Source organism: Klenkia sp. AC732, from assembly GCF_979256525.1.
This window is the reverse complement of record NZ_CEEDOS010000017.1, coordinates 32,670-51,866: the sequence shown is the minus strand read 5'-3', so window position 1 is coordinate 51,866 and position 19,197 is coordinate 32,670. Positions and strand designations below refer to the sequence as shown.

Here is a 19,197-nt window from a genome sequence, read left to right as displayed (position 1 = left end):
GTCAGCCGGCCGCGCGGCGACCGGGTGCCCAGGCCGCCGTCGTGCGCGCGAGCAGGCTGCTCACCGCCCCGACGCACAGCACCACCACCAGCAGGGAGAACACGGTCGTGCCCCCGGCTGAGACGACCGACAGCAGGGTGAGCAGCCCGAGGAAGCCCGCGGCCAGCACGCCCAGCCACCGCGCCCACGAGCGGCGCCGCAGCAGGGACACGGCGGCGACCGCCGCCGCGACCGCCACCAGCAGGTAGCGGACCTGGCCCAGCACCACCGCTCGCTCGACCTCGTCGCGGGCCAGGTCGGGTTGGGCGGTGAGGAACTGCTCGACGACGGTGTCCCGGCCGGCCAGGGTGAGGCCGGCGCTGATGAGCAGCAGGACGGCCACGGCGCCCAGCAGCCCGACGGCGACCCGCACGGACGTCGGGGCGGGGGACGGGGTGGAGGCGGCCGAGGAGGTCACCCGGCCACCCTGGCACGGGGACCGTCAGCCGATCCCCAGCCCGGTCGCAGAGTCGTTACACGTTCGTGATGAACCGATCGGCGTCTGGGCCCGAACACCCACCGTGACCATGACCGAGCAGTCCCCGGCCGCAGCTGCCGGCGACGACGTGCAGCCCACCCGCGGCGCCCGTCGCCTGCGCCGCCTGCTGGCGGCACTCGCCGGTCTGCTCGCCGCTGCCGTCGCCCTGGGCGTCGCGGAGCTGGTGGCCGGCCTCGTCGGTCCCGCCTCCAGCCCCGTCGTGGCGGTGGGCAACGCGGCCATCACGCTGACCCCCGAGTCGCTGAAGAGCTTCGCCATCGAGCAGTTCGGCGAGGACGACAAGATCGTCCTGGTCGGCGGCGTGCTGGTGGTCATCGCCCTCTACGCCCTGGTGGTCGGCCTCGTCTCGCTCCGCAGCCGGCTGCTCGGCCTCATCGGCATCGGCCTCTTCGGTGTCATCGGCGTCATCGCCGCGGTGACCCGCCCCGCCGGTGGCCTGCTCGACGGGCTGCCCTCCCTGGTGGGCGCCCTGGTCGGCGCCGTCGCCCTGCTCTACCTCATCGCGCCCCTGACCCCGGCTGCGGTGCACACCCCCTCCAGCGGTGTCGGCGCGCCCGGTGGCGCCACCCGCAGCACCCAGCACGCCGACGAGGCCATCGTGGCCCGGTTGCGCGACGTCCTCGGGAAGACCGACCGCAAGGGCTTCGCCCTGGACCGGCGCGGGTTCTTCCTCACCAGCGGGGTGGCCGTCGGGGCCGCCGTCGTCACCGGTGGGGGTGGTCGCCTGCTGCAGCGCCGATTCGACGTCGCCGGGGCCCGGTCCGACCTGGCCCTGCCCACGCCCTCCAGCGCGGCCCCCGCCCTGCCGGCCGGCGCGGACATGTCCGCCGACGTGCCCGACCTGACGCCGCTGTTCACCGAGAACCGCGACTTCTACCGGGTCGACACCGCGATCACCGTGCCGCAGATCAGCCCGTCGGAGTACACGCTGACGCTGTCGGGGATGTTCGACAGCCCGCGCAGCTTCACCCTCGCCGAGCTCTTCGAGCGCGACGACCTGGTCGAGCGGGACATCACCCTGACCTGCGTCTCCAACGAGGTGGGCGGCCGGCTGTCCAGCACCGCCCGCTGGATCGGCATCCCGCTGGGCGACTTCCTCCGCGAGAACGGCGTGCAGTCCAGCTCGAACCAGCTGCTGTGCCGCTCCTCCGACGGCATGACCATCGGGACGCCGACCGAGAGCGCCCTGAACGTTGAGGACGCGCTCATCGCGATCGGGATGAACGGCGAGCCGCTCCTGGTGGAGCACGGCTTCCCGGTCCGGATGCTGATCCCCGGCCTCTACGGCTACGTGTCGGCCTGCAAGTGGATGACCGAGATCCAGGCCACCACCTACGACGCGGTCGACGCCTACTGGACCGAGCGCGACTGGGCCACCGACGCCCCCATCAAGGTCTTCTCCCGGATCGACACCCCGGCTGCCCTCCGCAACGTGCCGGCCGGCCCCACGCCGGTCGCCGGGGTGGCCTGGGCGCAGGGCCGGGGGATCGCCAAGGTCGAGGTCAAGGTCGACGACGCCGACTACGTGGAGGCGCAGCTGTCCCCCGAGGTCAACGCCGACCTGTGGCGCCAGTGGGTCCTGCCCCTGGACCTCGCGCCCGGCCAGCACCAGTTCACCGTCCGGGCGACCGACACCGAGGGCACCACGCAGACCGAGGAGCGGGTCGCACCGTTCCCCGACGGTGCCACCGGGTTGCACTCCATCCGGATGGTCTCGACCTGATCACGAACCACTGATCTGTGTTTCAGCGGTCTTTACGCTGGTCACACCCATAAAGCTCGTCAACGGCCACCCGGCCGGAGGCGCCCCGGTCCCGCCGGGACACACCCCACCCGCGACACGCCGTCGCACGAGTACGAGGAGCACCACCCCATGAAGAGCACCCGTCTCACCCGTGGCGCCCTGATCGCCGCCACCTCCGCCTTCGCCCTGACGATGACCGCCTGCGGCTCCGACGACGCGTCGACCGACGCCGCCGGCACCTCGTCGTCCTCGGCCGCAGAGGAGACCACCGAGTCCTCGGCCCCCGAGACCACCGAGGCCTCGGCCGACGCCCCCTTCGGCGACGCCTGCAGCCTGGTCCCCGCCGACGGCGAGGGCTCCTTCGACACCATGAGCGCCCAGCCCGTCGCCACCGCCGCCTCCGGCAACCCGGTGCTGTCGACCCTCGTGGCCGCCGTCACCGCCGCCAACCTGGGCGACACCCTGAACTCGGCTCAGGACATCACCGTCCTGGCGCCGGCCAACCCGGCCTTCGAGGCCGTCCCGGCCGACGCGCTGAACGGCCTGCTGGCCGACGTCCCGCAGCTGACCTCGGTCCTGCAGCACCACGTCATCGGCTCGCGTCTGGCCCCCGACGCGCTGGCCGGCGAGCAGACCACCCTGCTCGGCGACACCGTGACCATCGACGGCTCGGACGAGGCCTTCACCATCTCGGCCGACCAGACCCTGCTCGGCGCTGCTGACGCCAACGTCATCTGCGGCAACGTGCAGACCGAGAACGCCACCGTCTACATCCTCGACCAGGTCCTCAAGCCCGCCGCTGCCTGATCGCACCCCGCACGACCCGACAGGGCCGCCGTCCCCACGTGGGACGGCGGCCCTGTCGCGTGCGGTGCCTCAGTTGCGACGGGCGATGGCCCCCGACAGCACCGTGGCGAACGCCGTCCAGGCCGCGTAGGGCACCAGCGCGGCCGCCGCGGGCCGGCTGACCCGGTCGGCCCGGCGGACCAGGTCGACCGTGGACACGGTCAGTGCCGCGGACTCCAACGTGGCCAGCCACGGCCGGTGCGCCCGGAAGAAGAGCGGCGTCCAGGCCGAGTTCAGGCCCAGGTTGACCGCGTAGGCGCGGGCGAAGTCGTGCCGCTGCTGCGCGTCGGCCCGGCTGAGCACCTCACCGCCGGCCCAGGCGATGCCCGTGTACAGCGCGCTCCACACGATCCCGAAGGCCTGCGGCGGTGGGTAGAACGCCGGCTTGTCCAGCCGCCGGAACCAGCGGCTGCCCGGGTCGGTGGCCAGACCGCCCACCACCGCCGAGCCGATCGCGAGGGCGGCGGCGGAGACGCGGTCCGAAGAGGTGGTCATGGGCGTCGATGATCGCCCAGCGATACCGTCGGGCGCATGACGGCAGCGCACCACCCCGACCGGACCCGCCTGCAGGAGCTCATCACCGATCTGGCCGTGGTGCACGGGAAGGTGACGCTGTCCTCCGGGCGCGAGGCCGACTGGTACATCGACATGCGCCGGCTGACGCTGCACCACGAGGGCGCACCCCTCGTCGGGCGCGTCATGCGCCAGCTCACCTCCGACCTGTCCTACGACGTCGTCGGGGGGTTGACCCTGGGCGCCGACCCGGTGGCCACCGCGATGCTGCACGCGGCCAGTGACGGCGTCGGCTTCCTGGACGCCTGCGTGGTCCGCAAGCAGGGCAAGGCGCACGGCATGCAGCGCCGGGTCGAGGGCCCCGACGTCGCCGGCCGGACGGTGCTCGTGGTGGAGGACGTGTCGACGACGGGTGGCAGCCCGCTCACCGCAGCCGAGGCGCTGACCGAGGCCGGGGCCGAGGTGGTCGGCGTCGCCGTCGTCGTGGACCGCGGGGCCCGCGCCGCCGTCGAGGCCGCCGGCTACACCTACCTGGCCGCCTTCGAGCTGTCCGACCTCGGCCTCGCCTGACGCCCCGGCGTCGCGTGGCCCGGCGTCGTACGGTGGCAGCGTGACCGCCATCACCGCGACGACGACGTCGCTGGACGCGCCCACCCCGCCCTGGCTCGACGAGCTCATCGACGCCCTGGGCGCCGACAGCGTGCTCACCGACCCCGACGTCACCGCCGCCTACGCCCGGGACCAGGCCATGCTGGCGCCCTCCGGGACGCCGGCCGCGGTGGTGCTGCCGCGGACCACCGCCGACGTCTCCGCGGTCATGCGGATCGCCTCGGCGCACGCCGTGCCCGTCGTGCCCCGGGGGGCCGGGTCCGGGCTCGCGGGCGCGGCGAACGCCATCGACGGCGCGATCACCCTGGTGCTCACCCGGATGGACGCCGTCCTCGAGGTGTCCACCGCCGACCGGCTGGCCGTCGTGCAGCCCGGCGTGGTGAACAAGGCACTGCGGGACGCCGTCGCCGGTGACGGGCTGTTCTACCCCCCGGACCCCAGCAGCTACGACTGGTGCACGATCGGCGGCAACCTGGCCAACAACTCCGGTGGCCTGTGCTGCGTCAAGTACGGCGTCACCACCGACTACGTGCTGGGCCTGGAGGTCGTCCTCGTCGACGGCCGGGTGCTGCGCACCGGTCGGCGCACCGTCAAGGGCGTGGCCGGGTACGACCTGGCCCGCCTGTTCGTCGGGTCGGAGGGCACGCTCGGCGTCATCACCGAGGCGACGCTGTCGCTGCGGCCGGCCCCGCAGGTGCCCGTCACCCTGGTCGCCACGTTCTCCACCACCGCCCAGACCGGCCAGGTCGTCGAGGCCGCGGTGGGTTGCGGCGTCGTCCCCAGCCTGATGGAAGTCATGGACCGGACCTGCATCCGCGCCGTCGACGACATGCTCAAGGCCGACCTGGACCGGGACGCCCACGCCCTGCTCGTGGCCCAGTCCGACGCCGGGGGAGCGGCCGCCGTCGCCGAGATGGAGGTGCTCGCCCAGCTCTGTCGGGACGCCGGCGCGGACCTGGTGCACGTCACCGACGACCCGGCCGAGGGCGACCTGCTGCTCACCGCCCGGCGGATGGCGCTGCCCGCCCTGGAGCGGCTGGGCACCACGCTCATCGACGACGTCGCCGTGCCCCGCTCCCGGATCGCCGCGTTCCTGGACGGCTGCGACACCATCGCCCGCCGGCGGGGCCTGGTCATCGGCGTCGTCGGCCACGCCGGGGACGGCAACATGCACCCGACCGTCGTCTTCGACCCCACCGACGACGACCAGCGCACCCGGGCCTTCGCCGCCTTCGACGACGTCCTGGAGCTGGGGCTGGCCCTGGGCGGGACCATCACCGGAGAGCACGGCGTCGGGAACCTCAAGACCGAGTGGCTCGAGCGCGAGATCGGCCCGGTGTCGCTGTCGGTGCACCAGGCCGTGAAGGCCGCCCTGGACCCGCAGGGGCTGCTCAACCCGGGCAAGGTGTTCCGCCCCTCGACGGGCCCGGCGTCGGTGTCGGACCTGGCGGGCGCCGCCTCGCTGCGCTGACCTGGGACGCTGGCCCCATGACGGGGCGCGCACGACTGGTGGTCATCGGGGGTGACGCGGGCGGCATGTCGGCCGCGGCCCAGGCGCGGCGGATCCGGGACGCGGACTCCCTCGACGTCGTCGTCCTCGAGCAGGGGCAGGACACCTCGTTCTCCGCCTGCGGCATCCCCTACTGGATCGGTGGCCTGGTGGGGGCCCGGTCGGACCTGGTGGCCCGCACCCCCGCCGAGCACGAGCAGCGCGGGATCACCGTGCACACCGGCACCCGGGCCGAGGCGATCGACCTCGAGGCCCACCGGGTCACCGCCGCCGACGGCCGGACCTTCGACTACGACACGCTGCTGATCGCCACCGGAGGGCGGCCCACCCGCCCGCCGATCCCCGGCCTGGACGCCCCCGGGGTGTACGGCGTCCACCGCCTCGACGACGGCCAGGCGATCCGCGCCGCCCTCGACGACCTCCCCACCGACCGGACGCCGAAGGCCGTGGTCATGGGCGGGGGCTACATCGGCCTGGAGATGGCCGAGGTGCTGCAGGCCCGCGGCCTGGACGTCAGCGTCGTGCTGGCCGACCCGCTGCCGATGGGCCTGCTCGACGCCGACATGGGCGAGCGGGTGTGCGCCGGCATGCGCGCGATGGGCCTGACGGTGCACACCGACCAGGCCGTCCGCGAGGTGCTGACCGGCCCGGACGGGCGCGCCTGCGGCGTGCGCACCGACGAGGGCACCCACGACGCCGACATCGTGGTGCTGGGCCTGGGCATGGGCCCCGAGGTGCGGCTGGCCGAGGCCGCCGGGCTCGGCATCGGCGTCACCGGCGGGATCGACGTCGACGCCACCATGCGCAGCCGCACCCACCCCGACGTGTTCGCCGCCGGGGACTGCGTGCAGACCCACCACCGGATCACCGGCGAGCCGGTCCACGTCGCGCTGGGCACCCACGCCAACAAGCAGGGCCGGGTCGCGGGCTCCGTCATCGCCGGCCGCCCGGCCCGGTTCGCCGGGGTGCTGGGCACCGCGATCACCAAGGTCGGTCCGCTGGAGATCGGCCGCACCGGCCTGTGCACCACGCAGGCCGAGGCCGCCGGGTTCGACTTCCGCAGCGACGTCGTCGAGGCCACCACCCGGGCCGGCTACTACCCCGGAGCCGAGGAGATCGCCGTCAAGCTGGTCACCGAGGCCGCGTCCGGACGGCTGCTGGGCGGCCAGGTCGTGGGCGGGCTGGGCGCCGGCAAGCGCATCGACGTCATCGCCACCGCCGTCTGGGCCGGCATGACCGCCGACGAGCTGGCCGGCTCCGACCTGTCCTACGCGCCGCCCTTCTCCCCGACCTACGACGCCGTCGCGGTCGCCGCGCGGGTGGTCAGCCGCGCCGAGCGGGGCTGAGGGCGCCCGGTCCGGGTCCACCCGGGCGGTCGCCCGCTGTCGTCGTCCTCACCCCGGGCGGGATACTGGGGCTGAGCAGCTCGTCCTCTCTTCGATCGGAGCGTCACCGTGCCCATCGCGACCCCCGAGGTCTACGCCGACATGATCAGCCGGGCGAAGGAGGGCGGATTCGCCTACCCGGCCATCAACTGCACCTCCTCGGAGACGGTCAACGCCGCGCTGCGCGGGTTCGCCGACGCCGGCAGCGACGGGATCATCCAGTTCTCCACCGGCGGCGCGGAGTTCATCTCCGGCACCCGGGTGAAGGACATGGTCGTGGGCGCCAGCGCGCTCGCGGAGTACGCCCACGTGGTCGCGAAGCAGTACCCGGTGCAGGTCGCGCTGCACACCGACCACTGCCAGAAGGAGAAGCTGGACACCTACGTCCGGCCGCTCATCGCGCTGTCCCAGGAGCGCGTGGACCGCGGGCAGGACCCGCTGTTCCAGTCGCACATGTGGGACGGCTCGGCCATCGACCTGGACGAGAACCTGTCCATCGCCGAGGAGCTCATCGCCAAGACCTCCGCGGCGAAGATCGTGCTGGAGATCGAGATCGGCGTCGTCGGTGGCGAGGAGGACGGCGTCTCCCACGACATCAACGACAAGCTCTACACCGCCCCCGGCGACTTCGTGCAGACCGCGAAGACCCTGGGCCTGGGTGAGAAGGGCGTCTACCTGCTGGCCGCGACCTTCGGCAACGTCCACGGGGTCTACAAGCCGGGCAACGTGCAGCTGCGCCCGGAGATCCTCAAGGAGGGCCAGGACGTCGTCGTCGCCGAGCTGGGCCTGGAGGCCGGCAGCAAGCCGTTCAACCTGGTCTTCCACGGTGGCTCGGGGTCCTCGCAGGAGGAGATCCGCGAGGCGCTGAGCTACGGCGTGGTGAAGATGAACGTCGACACCGACACCCAGTACGCCTTCACCCGCCAGATCGCCGGCCACATGCTCAGCAACTACGACGGCGTGCTGAAGGTCGACGGCGAGGTCGGCAACAAGAAGGTCTACGACCCGCGCACCTACATGAAGGCCGCCGAGATCGGCATGGCCGCCCGCATCCAGGTCGCCTGCGAGGACCTGCTGTCGGCCGGGAAGTCCCAGGGATGACCCACGGCCACCGGGACCTGCTCGGTCCGCCCCCGGAGACCCTGCTGCCCGAGACCCCCGAGGCGACCGCGGCCCTGGCCGCCGGCACCCCCGCCGCCGAGGTCGCCGCGGCGAACCCCACGGTCAGTGCGGCCTGGGCCGCCCTCGCCGAGGAGGCCCTCGCCGGCGGTCGCACCATCGAGGCCTACGCCTACGCCCGCACCGGCTACCACCGCGGCCTCGACGCCCTGCGCCGCAACGGCTGGAAGGGCTACGGCCCCGTCCCGTGGCGTCACGAGCCCAACCAGGGCTTCCTGCGCTGCGTGACCGAGCTGGCCAAGGCCAGCGAGGCCATCGGCGAGACCGCCGAGACCCAGCGCCTCACCGAGCTCCTCCGCGACTGCGACCCCACCCTCGCCCCGTAGACAGCTCGCCCCGCGTCCAGCCGGTCACCTGGCAGGGACCCGGTCACCGCACACGGTGACCGGGTCCCTCCAGGGTGACCGGATGGGCGTCAGGCGACGGCGGCGCCGCCGGGTCAGCGGCGGAGGTCGGGGTGGGCGGCGCGGAGGGTCTCGGTGAGGACGGCGAGGTCGCCGCCGCCGGAGACGAGGCGGGTGAGGTCGTCGACGTCGACGTCGTCGCGGGTGAGGTTCCCGGCGACGGCACCGCCGGCCAGCAGCAGGAAGCGGTCGCCGACCAGGTGCGCGTACTGGGTGTTGTGGGTGACCAGCACGACGGCGAGGCCCTGGTCGCGGGCGGCGCTGACCGAGGACAGCACCAGCGCGTGCTGGGACACCGTCAGCGGTGCGGAGGACTCGTCGACCACCAGCACCCGGGCGCCGAAGTGCAGGGCGCGGGCGATGGCCAGGCTGTGCCGCTCACCGACGGCCAGGGCGCTGGCGGGCTGGTCGGGGTCGATCCCGACGACGCCGACCCGGGCCATGGCGCGCACGGTGGTCTCCCGGGCGCCCTCGCGGTCCAGCCGGCGCAGCGGCCAGACCCCGCAGGTCGGCTCGCAGCCCAGGAAGAAGTTGCGCCACACGCTCATCAGCGGGGCGACGGCGAGGTCCTGCCAGACGGTGGCGATGCCGCGGGAGCGGGCCTGGGCGGGGGAGCGGAAACGCACTGGGGAACCGTCGAGCAGCAGCTCGCCCTCGTCGTGGCGCTGCACCCCGGCGAGGACGGCGACCAGGGTGGACTTGCCGGCCCCGTTCTCGCCGAGCACGCAGGTGACCTCGCCGGCCCGCAGGGACGCCGACACCCGGTTGAGGGCGGCGACGCTGCCGAAGCGCCGGGTCAGCGCCCGCAGCTCCAGCACCGGGGTGCCCGCGGGGGGCGCGGTCGGGTCGCCGGTGACGGCGTCGTGGGCCGGGCGCTCGTCGGGGAACTCCGCGAACGGGAGCGGGGGCTGGCTCACGACCGGGGCACCGCCAGCAGCCGTCGCCGGACCACGCCGTTGGCCAGCAGGGCCAGCAGCAGCAGGACGCCCAGGAACGCCTGGAACCAGCGGGGGTCCCAGCCGGCGAGCACGATGCCCTCGCGGGCCACCGCGTAGAGCAGCGCGCCCAACGCGGCACCGACTGCCGAGCCGTAGCCGCCGGACAGCAGGCACCCGCCGATGACCGCGACGACGAGGAACTCGATCTCGTTGCCCAGCGTGGGGTCGACCATCACGCCGCTGAACCGGACCAGCCCGAGGGTGCCGATGAGCCAGCCGGCCGCGGCGGTGACCAGGAAGAGCACGACCGTCGTCCGGGTGACCGGGACGCCGAGCTCCCGGGCCGGCCGCGGGGCGCCGCCGACGCCCATGACGGCGCTGCCGAAGCGGGTCCGCCACAGCACCCAGCTGGCCAGCGCGGTGACGCCGACCCACCACAGCAGGGACACCCGGAAGACCCCGTCCCCGACCTCCAGGGTGGCCCCGAAGACGGCCTTCACCGACGCCCAGTCCGGGGCTGCGGACAGCCCGCCGACGCTGGCCCGGCCGGCGACGGCGTCGGTGACGGCGAGCGCGGTGCCCTGGAGCACCAGGAACGTGGCCAGGGTGACCAGGAAGCTGGGCAGGCCGGTGCTGACCACGAGCACACCGTTGACCAGCCCGACGAGCAGTGCGGACAGGAGCGAGACCGCCAGGGCGGGCCAGAGCCCCCAGCCGGCCTGCACCAGGAGCGCGGCGACCAGGCTGCTGCCCACTCCGACGACGCCCACCGTCAGGTCGATCTGCCCGGCGATGAGCAGCATCGCCACCGCGACCCCGCCGATCCCCAGCAGGGCGCCGACGTCGAGCACCGTGGCCAGGCCCTCGGTGCTCACCAGCGACGGTGCCTGCACGGCGAAGAAGACCGAGACGGCGACGGTGGCGATCAGCGAGGCCAGGCTGGGCCGGGCGAGGGCGCGGTCCAGCAGGCGTCGTCCCGGTGAGCGCCGGGCGGGGGCCGACCGGGGCCCGAAGGGCGGCGACTCGACGCTCACCGGTGCGTCCCCGGGGCTGGGGGAGGACCGGGGGTGCGTTCGGGCGAGGGCAGCGGGGTCCTCCTCGGCGCGGGCGGTGCGGCCCAGTCTCCACCCCGTCCGGCCCCGTCGGCGAGGGCCCCCCGCGTGCCGAGCCCCTACGGTGCGCAGATGGCCCCCTCCCGGCAGCGTCGCCGGTTGCTCCTCGCCCTCTTCGCCACGGCGGTGAGCACCCAGGCGCCGTCCCCGTTGCTGCTGCGCTACGCCGACGAGCTCGACCTCGGCGCGCTCACCCTGACCCTGTTCTTCGCCGCCTACGCCGCGGGGCTGGTGCCCTCGCTGCTGCTGGCCGGTCCGCTGTCGGACCGCGACGGCCGGCGGCGGGTCGTCGTCGGCGGGGTGCTGGCGGCGCTGCTGTGCACGCTGGTGTTGATCAGCGCCGACGTCGGTGGGGTGCCGCTGCTGGTCGTGGGCCGGGTCGCGCAGGGCCTGGCCAGCGGCGCGGTGTTCACCGTGGGCACGGTGTGGTTGCGGGAGCTGTCCGCCGGTGACGGTCCGGACGCCGCCCGCCGGGTCCGCGGTGCCGCCGCGGTGGCCAGTGCGGCGATGGCGACCGGGTTCGCCGCGGGGCCGCTGGTCGCCGGGCTGCTGGTGCAGTGGGGGCCTGCCCCGCAGCTGGTCGCGCTGACCCCTGCGGCGGTGCTGCTGCTGGTCGGGTTGCTGGGCCTGCGCGGGGTGCCGGAGACGGTGTTGGAGCGTCGTCCGGGCCGGTTGGCGCTCGGGGTGCCGCGGGTGGCCCGGCGGGCCTACTGGGCCTACCTGGTGCCGGTCGGGCTGACCGTCTACACCTACGCGGTCCTGTCGCTGACGGTCTTCCCGCTGCTGGTGGCCGACGCCGGCTTCGGGGCGGTGTTCGCGCTCGTGGGCGTCTCGGCGCTGCTGGTGCAGGGCAGTGCCGCCCTGGTGACGCCGCTGGCCACCCGGCTGGGCCCGGTGCGGGCCGGGCCGCTCGCCGCGCTGCTGGCGGCGCTGGGCTGCGGGCTGGGGTACCTGGCGGTGCAGCCCGGGGGATGGCCGTGGGTGCTGCCGGCCTGCCTGCTGATCGGGCTGGGCGAGGGCCTGGGCATGACGTCGGGTGTCGCCGTCTGCGACCGGGTCGCGCCCCCGGACCGCCGCGGAGCGCTGCTGTCGGCGTTCTACCTGCCGGTGTACGCGGGCTTCGTCGTCCCGACGGTGCTGGCGCTGGTCAGCGGGGACGCGCTGCGCGGCGGGGTGCCGGTCCTGGTGCTGGCCGGGCTGGGCCTGGTGCTGATGGTGCTCGCCGCGGGCCCGGGGCGGGCGGCGTTGCGGGCGGCCGGCGCCGAGCACGCGGCCCCGCTCGCGCCGGTGCTCGTCCCGGAGGCCGAGACCGGCCGCTGAGACCCGGTCAGGGCTGGAGCCGCCACCGCACCCGGTCGTCGGCGTACCAGGTCCACCGGACGACGTCGCGCTCCAGCGGCACGCCGTCCCGGACCACCCGGGCGGGGTCGCAGGCCACCTGCAGGGCCCGCCCGGTCGTGCGGCCCGGGCGGCGCAGCGGCACGGTGAGGACGGCGACCGACAGGCTGTCCACGGCGTCCCAGCGTGGCCGGACCTCGATCCGGGTGATGCTGCCGTCGGCGACCCGGGCGTCGTCGTGGTGGGCCTGGGCGCCGAACCGGCGGGCCAGCGCGCGGCGCGGCTCCCCGGCGGCCTCGATCCGGCCGTGGTGCAGCAGCACCCCGCCGTGGTCGTCGCGGACCAGCGACAGCTCCCGGGTCGTGCCGGTGCCCAGCTGCAGGTCCCGGGCCAGTCCGCGGCAGTCGGCGTCGTCGACGGGCTCCCAGGCCACGGGGACGTCGGCCAGCCGGTCGGTCTTCCACAGCCGGGCCAGCACCGCGGCCAGTGCCTGCACCGGGCCCCGGACGGCGACGACGGCATCGGGGCCGGTCACCGCGTCGACGACGGAGGCGACGTGTCGGCGCGAGGGGCCCTGACCGGGGGCCAGACCGCGCAGGTCGAACGGGACGACGGGCACAGCGATACCCTGCCACCTGCCAGCCGGGAGCCTCCGGTACCGCAGCGAGAAGGAGATCCACCCGATGCCGGCTGTCGTGCTGATCGGTGCCCAGTGGGGCGACGAGGGCAAGGGCAAGGCGACCGACATCCTCGGTGGCCGCGTCCCCTACGTCGTGCGCTACCAGGGCGGCAACAACGCCGGGCACACCGTGATCACCCCGGACGGCGAGAAGTACGCCCTGCACCTGATCCCCTCGGGGATCCTGACGCCGGGCTGCACGCCCGTCATCGGCAACGGCGTCGTCGTCGACCCGCAGGTCCTGATCGGGGAGCTGGCCGGGCTGGAGGAGCGCGGGGTGGACACCTCGCGGCTGGTCATCTCCAGTGACGCGCACCTGATCATGCCGCACCACCGGGCCCTGGACCGGGTCACCGAGCGGTTCCTGGGCAAGTCCAAGATCGGCACGACCGGTCGCGGGATCGGCCCCTGCTACGGCGACAAGGTCGCCCGGGTGGGCATCCGCGCGCAGGACCTGCTCGACCTGGGCATCCTGCGGGACAAGCTCGAGGCCGTGCTCCGGGAGAAGAACCAGATCCTGGTCAAGGTCTACAACCGCAAGGCCATCGACGTCGACGAGGTCGTCGAGGAGTACGCGGGCTACGCCGAGGTGCTCAAGCACCGGATCACCGACACCCGCCTGCTGCTGGGCAACGCCCTGGACCGCGACGAGTGGGTGCTGCTGGAGGGCTCGCAGGGCACCCTGCTCGACGTCGACCACGGCACCTACCCGTTCGTGACGTCGTCCTCGCCGACCGCCGGTGGCGCCTCGGCGGGCTCGGGGATCGGGCCCACCCGGATCGAGCGCGTGGTGGGCATCCTCAAGGCCTACACGACCCGTGTCGGCTCCGGCCCGTTCCCGACGGAGCTCTTCGACAGCAACGGCGAGTACCTGCGCAAGCAGGGCGGCGAGGTCGGCGTGACCACCGGGCGGGACCGCCGCTGCGGCTGGTTCGACGTCGTCATCGCCCGGTACGCCAGCCGGGTCAACGGCATCACCGACTACTTCCTCACCAAGCTCGACGTGCTGTCGGGCCTGGAGACGGTGCCGATCTGCGTGGCCTACGAGGTCGACGGGGTCCGGCACGACGAGATGCCGATGACCCAGACCGACTTCCACCACGCCAAGCCGGTGTACGAGGAGATGCCGGGCTGGTTCGAGGACATCACGCACTGCCGCACCTTCGACGAGCTGCCCGCCAACGCGCAGGCCTACGTCAAGCGGCTGGAGGAGCTCTCGGGCGCCCGGATCAGCGTGATCGGCGTCGGCCCCGGCCGCGACGAGAACGTGCTGATCCACGACCTGCTCGACTGAGGCCTCCGCCGACCGTGGATCAGGGGACCTGATCGGAGTCCGTCCTCCCACACGACACGTGGTGTGGGAGGACGGACTCTGGTGAACGCCCCTGATCCACGCTCGGGCGGCAGCGGGTGCGGTGCGGTGCGTCAGGCGCGGGGGCGTACCGGGGCCAGGGCGGGGGCGGCCAGCTCGGCGCGCTCCCGGACGGCGACCTCCGGGCTGTCGGTGATGACCCCGTCGACGCCCAGGGCCAGCAGCAGCCGGGTCTCGGCGCCGACGTCGCCGCGCGCGCCGGGGTCGGTGCCGCGGCGCAGGTGCACGGGCAGGAACCGGTTCTCCGCGCGCACCGTCCAGGGCGTGACGGTGAGGCCGGCGCGGTGCGCCTGGGCGACCAGGTCGGTGACGCCGGTCAGCGCACCGGTGTCGTCGAGGGTCAGGATGCGGCTCTTGGCCGGCCCGATCCCGTCGGCGTAGGTGCTGATGCCGCGCAGTCCCGCGGGGGTGACGAGGTGGTCGTGCACCGCCCCGCCGTCGACGAGCTGGACCAGCGGCGGCGCGGTGGCGCCGAGGGCCGCGCGCAGGGCCTGCACGCCCTCGACGTCGAAGCTCTGCAGGACGACGGGGGAGTCCGGGCCGGTGGCGCCCAGTGCGCGCAGCTCGGCGACGACCAGCTCGACCATCGGCAGGCCCTGGGCCGCCGACCAGGTCGGGTTCTTCAGCTCGGCCTGCACCCGGGCGCCGCGGGAGGTCGCCAGCGCGACCACCTCGGCCAGGGTGAGCACCGGCTCGGTGCGATCGAAGCGGGTGTTGCCCGGGCGCAGCTGCGGCCAGCGCTCGACGGCGCGCAGGGTGCGCAGCTCGGCGAGGGTGAAGTCCTCGGCGAACCAGCCCGTGTAGACCTCACCCGCCACGTCCTGGGTGCGCCGCCGGTCGGCGAACCCCGGGTGCGCGGCGACGTCGGTGGACAGCGACAGCTCGTTCTCGTGCCGGACGACGAGGGCGCCGTCCCGGCTGACCACGACGTCGGGCTCGATCAGCTCGGCGCCCAGGTCCAGGGCGAGGGAGTAGCCCGACCAGGTGTGCTCGGGGCGGTGGGCCGGCGCCCCGCGGTGGCCGACGACCACCGGGTGCCGGCGCGGCACGGTCCGCGGCGGGGCAGGGACGGCCCGCAGGCCGGTCTCACGCATGACTCCCAGGACACCGTGCCCAGGTGTCGCCCGGGCCAACGCCGGCTGGCAACCACCTGAAAACAGGGCGACAGCCGGCTGGGCCGCGGGCAGCATCGCCGCCGTGGAGGACCTCGCAGCGCTGGGCTGGACGGCGGACCGCGCGACCGGCCTGCCGGGCGGCACGCGCCCGGCACGGGTCACCCGCGTCGACCGCGGCCTGCTCACCGTGGACGACGGCGCCGTGGAGTCCCGCCTGCCCACCGCACGGGCGGTGGGTCCGGTCGCGGTCGGTGACTGGGTCGCCGTCGGCGAGGGCCGGGCGGTCGCCGTCCTGCCGCGGACCTCGGCCTTCACCCGCACCGTCGCCGGCCGCGGCTCGGACGCCCAGGTGGTGGCGGCCAACCTGGACCTGGTGCTGGTCGTGGACTCCCTGACCGGGGCGGCCCGGCTGCGGCGGGTCGAGCGGTACCTGGCGGTCGCCTGGTCCAGCGGTGCGCGCCCGGTCGTCGTCCTCACCAAGGCCGACCTGTGCGCAGAGGTCGGGGTGGGGGTCGCGACGGTCGCCGAGGACGCGGTCGGCGTCGAGGTGCTGGCGGTGAGCGCCGCGACCGGTGCGGGCCTGGACGCCCTCGGCGCCCTGCTCACCCCGGGGACGACCGCCGCGCTGGTCGGCCCGTCCGGCGTCGGCAAGTCCAGCCTGGCCAACGCGCTGGCGGGGGAGCTGGTCGCCACCACCGCGGGCACCCGGGAGGACGGCCGGGGCCGGCACACCACCACCGCGCGCCAGCTGCACCGGCTGCCCGGCGGCGCCCTGCTGGTGGACACCCCCGGCATGCGCGAGCTGGCACTGCACGACGACGCGGGGCTGGGCGCCGCCTACGCCGACGTCACCGCGCTGGCCGCCGGCTGCCGGTTCCGGGACTGCGCGCACCGCACGGAGCCCGGCTGTGCGGTCGCCGCCGGCATCAGCGACGGCACGCTGGACCCGGCGCGCTACACCGCCTGGCGCACGCTGCAGGCCCAGGCGCACCGCCAGGAGCTGCGGGCCGACGCGCAGGCCCGCGCGCTGGAGCACGGGCGACTGCGCGCACGGGCGCGGGAGCTGCGGCGACGGCCGTCCCGGTAGCGTGCCCCACCATGCGCGTGCTCGTGATCGGCTCCGGTGCCCGGGAGCACGCCCTGTGCGTGGCCCTCCACGACGACCCCGCGGTCACCGCGCTGGCCTGCGCCCCCGGCAACGCCGGCACCGTCGCGCTCGCCGAGGCGCTGCCGGTGCAGGCCACCGACCCCGTGGGCGTGGCCGCCCTGGCCACGCAGTGGGCCGCGGACCTGGTCGTCGTCGGACCGGAGGTGCCGCTGGTCGCCGGGGTCGCCGACGCCGTCCGGGAGGCCGGGATCGCCTGCTTCGGGCCCTCCGCCCAGGCCGCGCAGATCGAGGGCTCCAAGGCCTTCGCCAAGCACGTGATGGACGCCGCCGGCGTCCCCACCGCCCGGGCCTGGGCCATCGGCGGCGAGGCCGAGCTGCACACCGCGCTGGACGAGGTCGCCGCGGTCAACGCCCCGGGCGCCCCCTACGTGGTCAAGGACGACGGCCTGGCCGCCGGCAAGGGCGTGCTGGTCACCCCCGACCGGGACGCCGCCCTGGCCCACGGCCTCGCCGTGCTGGCGGGTGGGCACTCGGTGCTGGTCGAGGAGTTCCTGGACGGCCCCGAGGTGTCGCTGTTCGCCGTCACCGACGGCACCACCGTGCTGCCACTGCTGCCCGCGCAGGACCACAAGCGCCGCGACGACGGCGACGGAGGCCCCAACACCGGCGGCATGGGGGCCTACGCCCCGCTGCCGTGGGCGCCGGCCGGTCTGGTCGAGGAGGTGCTGGCCACCGTGCTGCAGCCCACCGTCGACGAGATGGCCCGCCGCGGCGAGCCCTTCAGCGGCCTGCTCTACGCCGGGCTGGCGCTGACCTCCCGCGGGGTGCGCGTGGTGGAGTTCAACGCCCGCTTCGGCGACCCGGAGACCCAGGTCGTGCTCCCCCTGCTGCGCACCCCGCTGGCCGGCCTGCTGCAGGCCGCGGCCACCGGGACCCTGGCGGCGCACCCGCCGCTGGAGTGGGCCGAGGGGGCCGCGGTGACCGTCGTCGTCGCCGCGCCCGGCTACCCCGAGGCGCCGCGCACGGGCGACGTCGTCACCGGGGCCGAGGGCGAGGGCGTGCTGCACGCCGGCACCCGGGTCGCCGCCGACGGCAGCGTGCACTCCGCCGGTGGCCGGGTGCTGGCGGTGACCGCGGTGGGCAGCGACCTGGCCGACGCCCGCCGGGTGGCCTACGAGCGGGTCGCCGGCGTCGCGCTGGCCGACGCGCACTGGCGCACCGACATCGGCCTGGCCGCCCTCGAGGGCCGGATCACCGTCTAGCCGACGCCGTCACCGCGGCCCGGTGCCGCCGGGTGTCCGGCTCGGGCGGCCGCGGGCCCTGGTGGCGGCGCGAGAGGTACGTGCCGGCGACGTTGCCGCAGGCGATCACCGGCACCGCGATCAGGGCGCCGAAGATGCCGGCGACCAGCAGGCCGGCGGCGATGGCCAGCACGACCGCGAGCGGGTGCACCGAGACGGCCCGACCCAGCAGCAGCGGCTGCAGGACGTGGCCCTCCAGCTGCATGATCAGCACGATGATGCCCAGTGCGATCAGCGCCTTGACCGGTCCGACGGCGACCAGGGTGACCAGCACGGCGACCGAACCGGCCAGGAACGACCCGATGATCGGGATGAACGCGCCGAGGAAGACCAGCGCGGCCAGCGGCACCACCAGCGGGGTGCCCAGCAGGGTCAGCCCGATGCCGATGAACACGGCGTCGAAGGCGGCGACGACGACGGTCGCGCGGACGTAGGAGATCAGCGTGCGCCAGGCCCGGCGGGCGGCCTCGTCGATGTAGGCCGCGGAGTTGACCGGGCTCAGGCCGACGATCCACAGCCAGATGTCGCGGCCGTCGAGCAGGAAGAAGAACAGCGTGAAGAGCGTCAGCGCGAAGCCGGTGAGCACCTCCCCGAGGGTCGCGGCGGTCGTGAGGGCACCCGCGGTGAGGGTGTCGCGGTTGTTCACGATCGCGTCCTGGGCGCTGGTCACCGCCGAGTCGATCGCGTCGTTGAGCTGGCTCTGGGAGACCGGCAGGTTGTCCACGACGAAGCGCTGGATCTGGTCCAGGCCCTCGCCGACCTGACCGGCCAGGTCGTCGTAGCCGGCCGCGAACTGCTCCACGACCAGGGTGATGATCCCGGCGACGACGCCGAGGCCGATCACCAGCATCACCGCCGCGGCCAGCGCGCGGGGCCAGCCGTTGCGGTGCAGCAGCGCCGCACCGGGCTGCAGCAGCGCGGCCAGGAGCAGGGCCACGATGACCGGCACGACGACGACCGCGATGTAGGCCGCGCCGACCAGCACCAGGTACAGCGCGGCGCCCACCGCGATCGCCCGCCAGGACCAGGCCGCGGTGATCCGCAGCGCGTTGGGCACCTCGGCGACGACCTCGCGGGACTCCTCGGGCGCCAGCAGCGACCCGCGGCTGCGGTCCCGGCCGGGCAGCGGGGCCCGGCCACCGGCCCGCGGGGGTCCGCTCACACCGCCGGGGCTGTCGACGTCGGGGGCGTCGGGGTGCGGGCTGCCGGCGGGGTGCACGTCCTCGGCGTCGGCCCCGGGGTCGACGGGACGCTCGCTCGCCGCGGCCGCGGCGCCCTGCTCCTGCGACGGCGTCCCGGGCCGGTCGTCGGGCACGTGCTCGACGACGGCGCGGCTGCCGTCCTCCATCAGCAGGACGGTGCCCTCGGGCAGGGCGTGCGGGTCGTGCTCGCGGGCGGCCCGGATGCGCTCGCGGGCCCGGTCGGTGAGGGAACGGGCTCGGTTCAACACGGTGGGACCTCGAGAGTGCCGGGCCCGGGTGGGGCGGTGGTGGGTGACGCGGAGCG

The 19,197-nt window shown here is 74.9% G+C and carries 18 protein-coding genes; 11 read left to right on the top strand and 7 right to left on the bottom strand.

What is annotated here, in order from left to right; all coding sequences use genetic code 11:
* Nucleotide 1: 1 nt before the first annotated feature.
* Nucleotides 2-457, bottom strand: a complete 456-nt coding sequence (locus AC0IVP_RS10225) for a hypothetical protein (RefSeq protein ID WP_471756374.1) — start codon at nucleotides 455-457, stop codon at nucleotides 2-4.
* A 109-nt stretch (nucleotides 458-566) separates the two neighbouring features.
* Here AC0IVP_RS10225 and AC0IVP_RS10220 point away from each other — a divergent pair, with 109 nt between their 5' ends.
* Nucleotides 567-2,261, top strand: coding sequence for a molybdopterin-dependent oxidoreductase (locus tag AC0IVP_RS10220; protein ID WP_471756372.1), 1,695 nt, complete (start codon nucleotides 567-569; stop codon nucleotides 2,259-2,261).
* A 150-nt stretch (nucleotides 2,262-2,411) separates the two neighbouring features.
* On the top strand, nucleotides 2,412-3,089 hold the full coding sequence (locus AC0IVP_RS10215; protein ID WP_471756370.1) for a fasciclin domain-containing protein: 678 nt from the start codon (nucleotides 2,412-2,414) through the stop codon (nucleotides 3,087-3,089).
* 69 nt (nucleotides 3,090-3,158) lie between these two features.
* Here the strand turns inward: AC0IVP_RS10215 and AC0IVP_RS10210 are convergent, their stop codons facing one another.
* On the bottom strand, nucleotides 3,159-3,623 hold the full coding sequence (locus AC0IVP_RS10210) for a TspO/MBR family protein (protein WP_471756368.1): 465 nt from the start codon (nucleotides 3,621-3,623) through the stop codon (nucleotides 3,159-3,161).
* A gap of 36 nt (nucleotides 3,624-3,659) precedes the next feature.
* Between AC0IVP_RS10210 and pyrE the strand changes: the two genes are divergently transcribed.
* From pyrE to AC0IVP_RS10185, 5 genes are all read left to right on the top strand, one after another.
* Entirely contained in the window at nucleotides 3,660-4,211 is a 552-nt protein-coding gene (pyrE, locus tag AC0IVP_RS10205; protein ID WP_056300374.1) for an orotate phosphoribosyltransferase, read from the top strand.
* Between the two features lie 40 nt (nucleotides 4,212-4,251).
* Nucleotides 4,252-5,721 carry an FAD-binding oxidoreductase gene (locus AC0IVP_RS10200; protein WP_471756366.1) on the top strand — a complete coding sequence of 490 codons (1,470 nt, stop codon included), beginning with the start codon at nucleotides 4,252-4,254 and terminating at the stop codon, nucleotides 5,719-5,721.
* 17 nt (nucleotides 5,722-5,738) lie between these two features.
* On the top strand, nucleotides 5,739-7,106 hold the full coding sequence (locus tag AC0IVP_RS10195) for an FAD-dependent oxidoreductase (protein ID WP_471756364.1): 1,368 nt from the start codon (nucleotides 5,739-5,741) through the stop codon (nucleotides 7,104-7,106).
* Nucleotides 7,107-7,214: 108 nt separating this feature from the next.
* Nucleotides 7,215-8,246 carry a class II fructose-bisphosphate aldolase gene (gene fbaA / locus AC0IVP_RS10190; RefSeq protein WP_056300367.1) on the top strand — a complete coding sequence of 344 codons (1,032 nt, stop codon included), beginning with the start codon at nucleotides 7,215-7,217 and terminating at the stop codon, nucleotides 8,244-8,246.
* Entirely contained in the window at nucleotides 8,243-8,650 is a 408-nt protein-coding gene (locus AC0IVP_RS10185; RefSeq protein WP_056300364.1) for a DUF3151 domain-containing protein, read from the top strand. The genes fbaA and AC0IVP_RS10185 overlap by 4 nt, the downstream gene beginning before the upstream one ends.
* 113 nt (nucleotides 8,651-8,763) lie before the next feature.
* Here AC0IVP_RS10185 and AC0IVP_RS10180 read toward each other — a convergent pair whose 3' ends face one another.
* Complete coding sequence (locus tag AC0IVP_RS10180) at nucleotides 8,764-9,645, bottom strand: ATP-binding cassette domain-containing protein (protein WP_471756362.1); 882 nt, start codon at nucleotides 9,643-9,645, stop codon at nucleotides 8,764-8,766.
* Complete coding sequence (locus tag AC0IVP_RS10175) at nucleotides 9,642-10,700, bottom strand: ABC transporter permease (RefSeq protein WP_056300352.1); 1,059 nt, start codon at nucleotides 10,698-10,700, stop codon at nucleotides 9,642-9,644. The genes AC0IVP_RS10180 and AC0IVP_RS10175 overlap by 4 nt, the downstream gene beginning before the upstream one ends.
* 150 nt (nucleotides 10,701-10,850) lie before the next feature.
* Here AC0IVP_RS10175 and AC0IVP_RS10170 point away from each other — a divergent pair, with 150 nt between their 5' ends.
* Complete coding sequence (locus AC0IVP_RS10170; protein WP_157519625.1) at nucleotides 10,851-12,098, top strand: MFS transporter; 1,248 nt, start codon at nucleotides 10,851-10,853, stop codon at nucleotides 12,096-12,098.
* 7 nt (nucleotides 12,099-12,105) lie between these two features.
* Here AC0IVP_RS10170 and AC0IVP_RS10165 read toward each other — a convergent pair whose 3' ends face one another.
* The gene (locus AC0IVP_RS10165) at nucleotides 12,106-12,735 is read right to left on the bottom strand and encodes a hypothetical protein (RefSeq protein ID WP_471756360.1); all 630 of its coding nucleotides are present in this window, start codon (nucleotides 12,733-12,735) and stop codon (nucleotides 12,106-12,108) included.
* Between the two features lie 64 nt (nucleotides 12,736-12,799).
* On the opposite strand from AC0IVP_RS10165, the gene AC0IVP_RS10160 reads away from it, so the two are divergent.
* Nucleotides 12,800-14,089 carry an adenylosuccinate synthase gene (locus AC0IVP_RS10160; RefSeq protein ID WP_056300342.1) on the top strand — a complete coding sequence of 430 codons (1,290 nt, stop codon included), beginning with the start codon at nucleotides 12,800-12,802 and terminating at the stop codon, nucleotides 14,087-14,089.
* 131 nt (nucleotides 14,090-14,220) lie between these two features.
* On the opposite strand, the gene AC0IVP_RS10155 is transcribed toward AC0IVP_RS10160, so the two are convergent.
* Complete coding sequence (locus tag AC0IVP_RS10155; protein WP_471756358.1) at nucleotides 14,221-15,261, bottom strand: glycerophosphodiester phosphodiesterase family protein; 1,041 nt, start codon at nucleotides 15,259-15,261, stop codon at nucleotides 14,221-14,223.
* A gap of 103 nt (nucleotides 15,262-15,364) precedes the next feature.
* On the opposite strand from AC0IVP_RS10155, the gene rsgA reads away from it, so the two are divergent.
* Both rsgA and purD read left to right on the top strand, forming a co-directional pair.
* Entirely contained in the window at nucleotides 15,365-16,369 is a 1,005-nt protein-coding gene (gene rsgA, locus AC0IVP_RS10150) for a ribosome small subunit-dependent GTPase A (protein ID WP_471756356.1), read from the top strand.
* A gap of 11 nt (nucleotides 16,370-16,380) precedes the next feature.
* Nucleotides 16,381-17,652 (top strand): phosphoribosylamine--glycine ligase, encoded by a 1,272-nt coding sequence (purD, locus tag AC0IVP_RS10145; protein ID WP_056300334.1) that lies wholly within the window; start codon nucleotides 16,381-16,383, stop codon nucleotides 17,650-17,652.
* Here the strand turns inward: purD and AC0IVP_RS10140 are convergent.
* A complete protein-coding gene (locus tag AC0IVP_RS10140; protein ID WP_471756354.1) occupies nucleotides 17,642-19,141 on the bottom strand; it encodes an AI-2E family transporter in 1,500 nt (499 codons plus the stop codon). The two genes, purD and AC0IVP_RS10140, sit on opposite strands and share 11 nt — an antisense overlap.
* Between the last annotated feature and the right edge of the window lie 56 nt (nucleotides 19,142-19,197).

Bases quoted from the DNA above. Each gene is read 5' to 3' on its own strand.
- AC0IVP_RS10210 (WP_471756368.1), bottom strand. From the start codon at position 3,623: ATGACCACCTCTTCGGACCGCGTCTCCGCCGCCGCCCTCGCGATCGGC.
- pyrE (WP_056300374.1), top strand. From the start codon at position 3,660: ATGACGGCAGCGCACCACCCCGACCGGACCCGCCTGCAGGAGCTCATC.
- AC0IVP_RS10215 (WP_471756370.1), top strand. From the start codon at position 2,412: ATGAAGAGCACCCGTCTCACCCGTGGCGCCCTGATCGCCGCCACCTCC.
- AC0IVP_RS10220 (WP_471756372.1), top strand. From the start codon at position 567: ATGACCGAGCAGTCCCCGGCCGCAGCTGCCGGCGACGACGTGCAGCCC.
- AC0IVP_RS10185 (WP_056300364.1), top strand. From the start codon at position 8,243: ATGACCCACGGCCACCGGGACCTGCTCGGTCCGCCCCCGGAGACCCTG.
- AC0IVP_RS10170 (WP_157519625.1), top strand. From the start codon at position 10,851: ATGGCCCCCTCCCGGCAGCGTCGCCGGTTGCTCCTCGCCCTCTTCGCC.
- AC0IVP_RS10160 (WP_056300342.1), top strand. From the start codon at position 12,800: ATGCCGGCTGTCGTGCTGATCGGTGCCCAGTGGGGCGACGAGGGCAAG.
- AC0IVP_RS10155 (WP_471756358.1), bottom strand. From the start codon at position 15,261: ATGCGTGAGACCGGCCTGCGGGCCGTCCCTGCCCCGCCGCGGACCGTG.
- AC0IVP_RS10195 (WP_471756364.1), top strand. From the start codon at position 5,739: ATGACGGGGCGCGCACGACTGGTGGTCATCGGGGGTGACGCGGGCGGC.
- purD (WP_056300334.1), top strand. From the start codon at position 16,381: ATGCGCGTGCTCGTGATCGGCTCCGGTGCCCGGGAGCACGCCCTGTGC.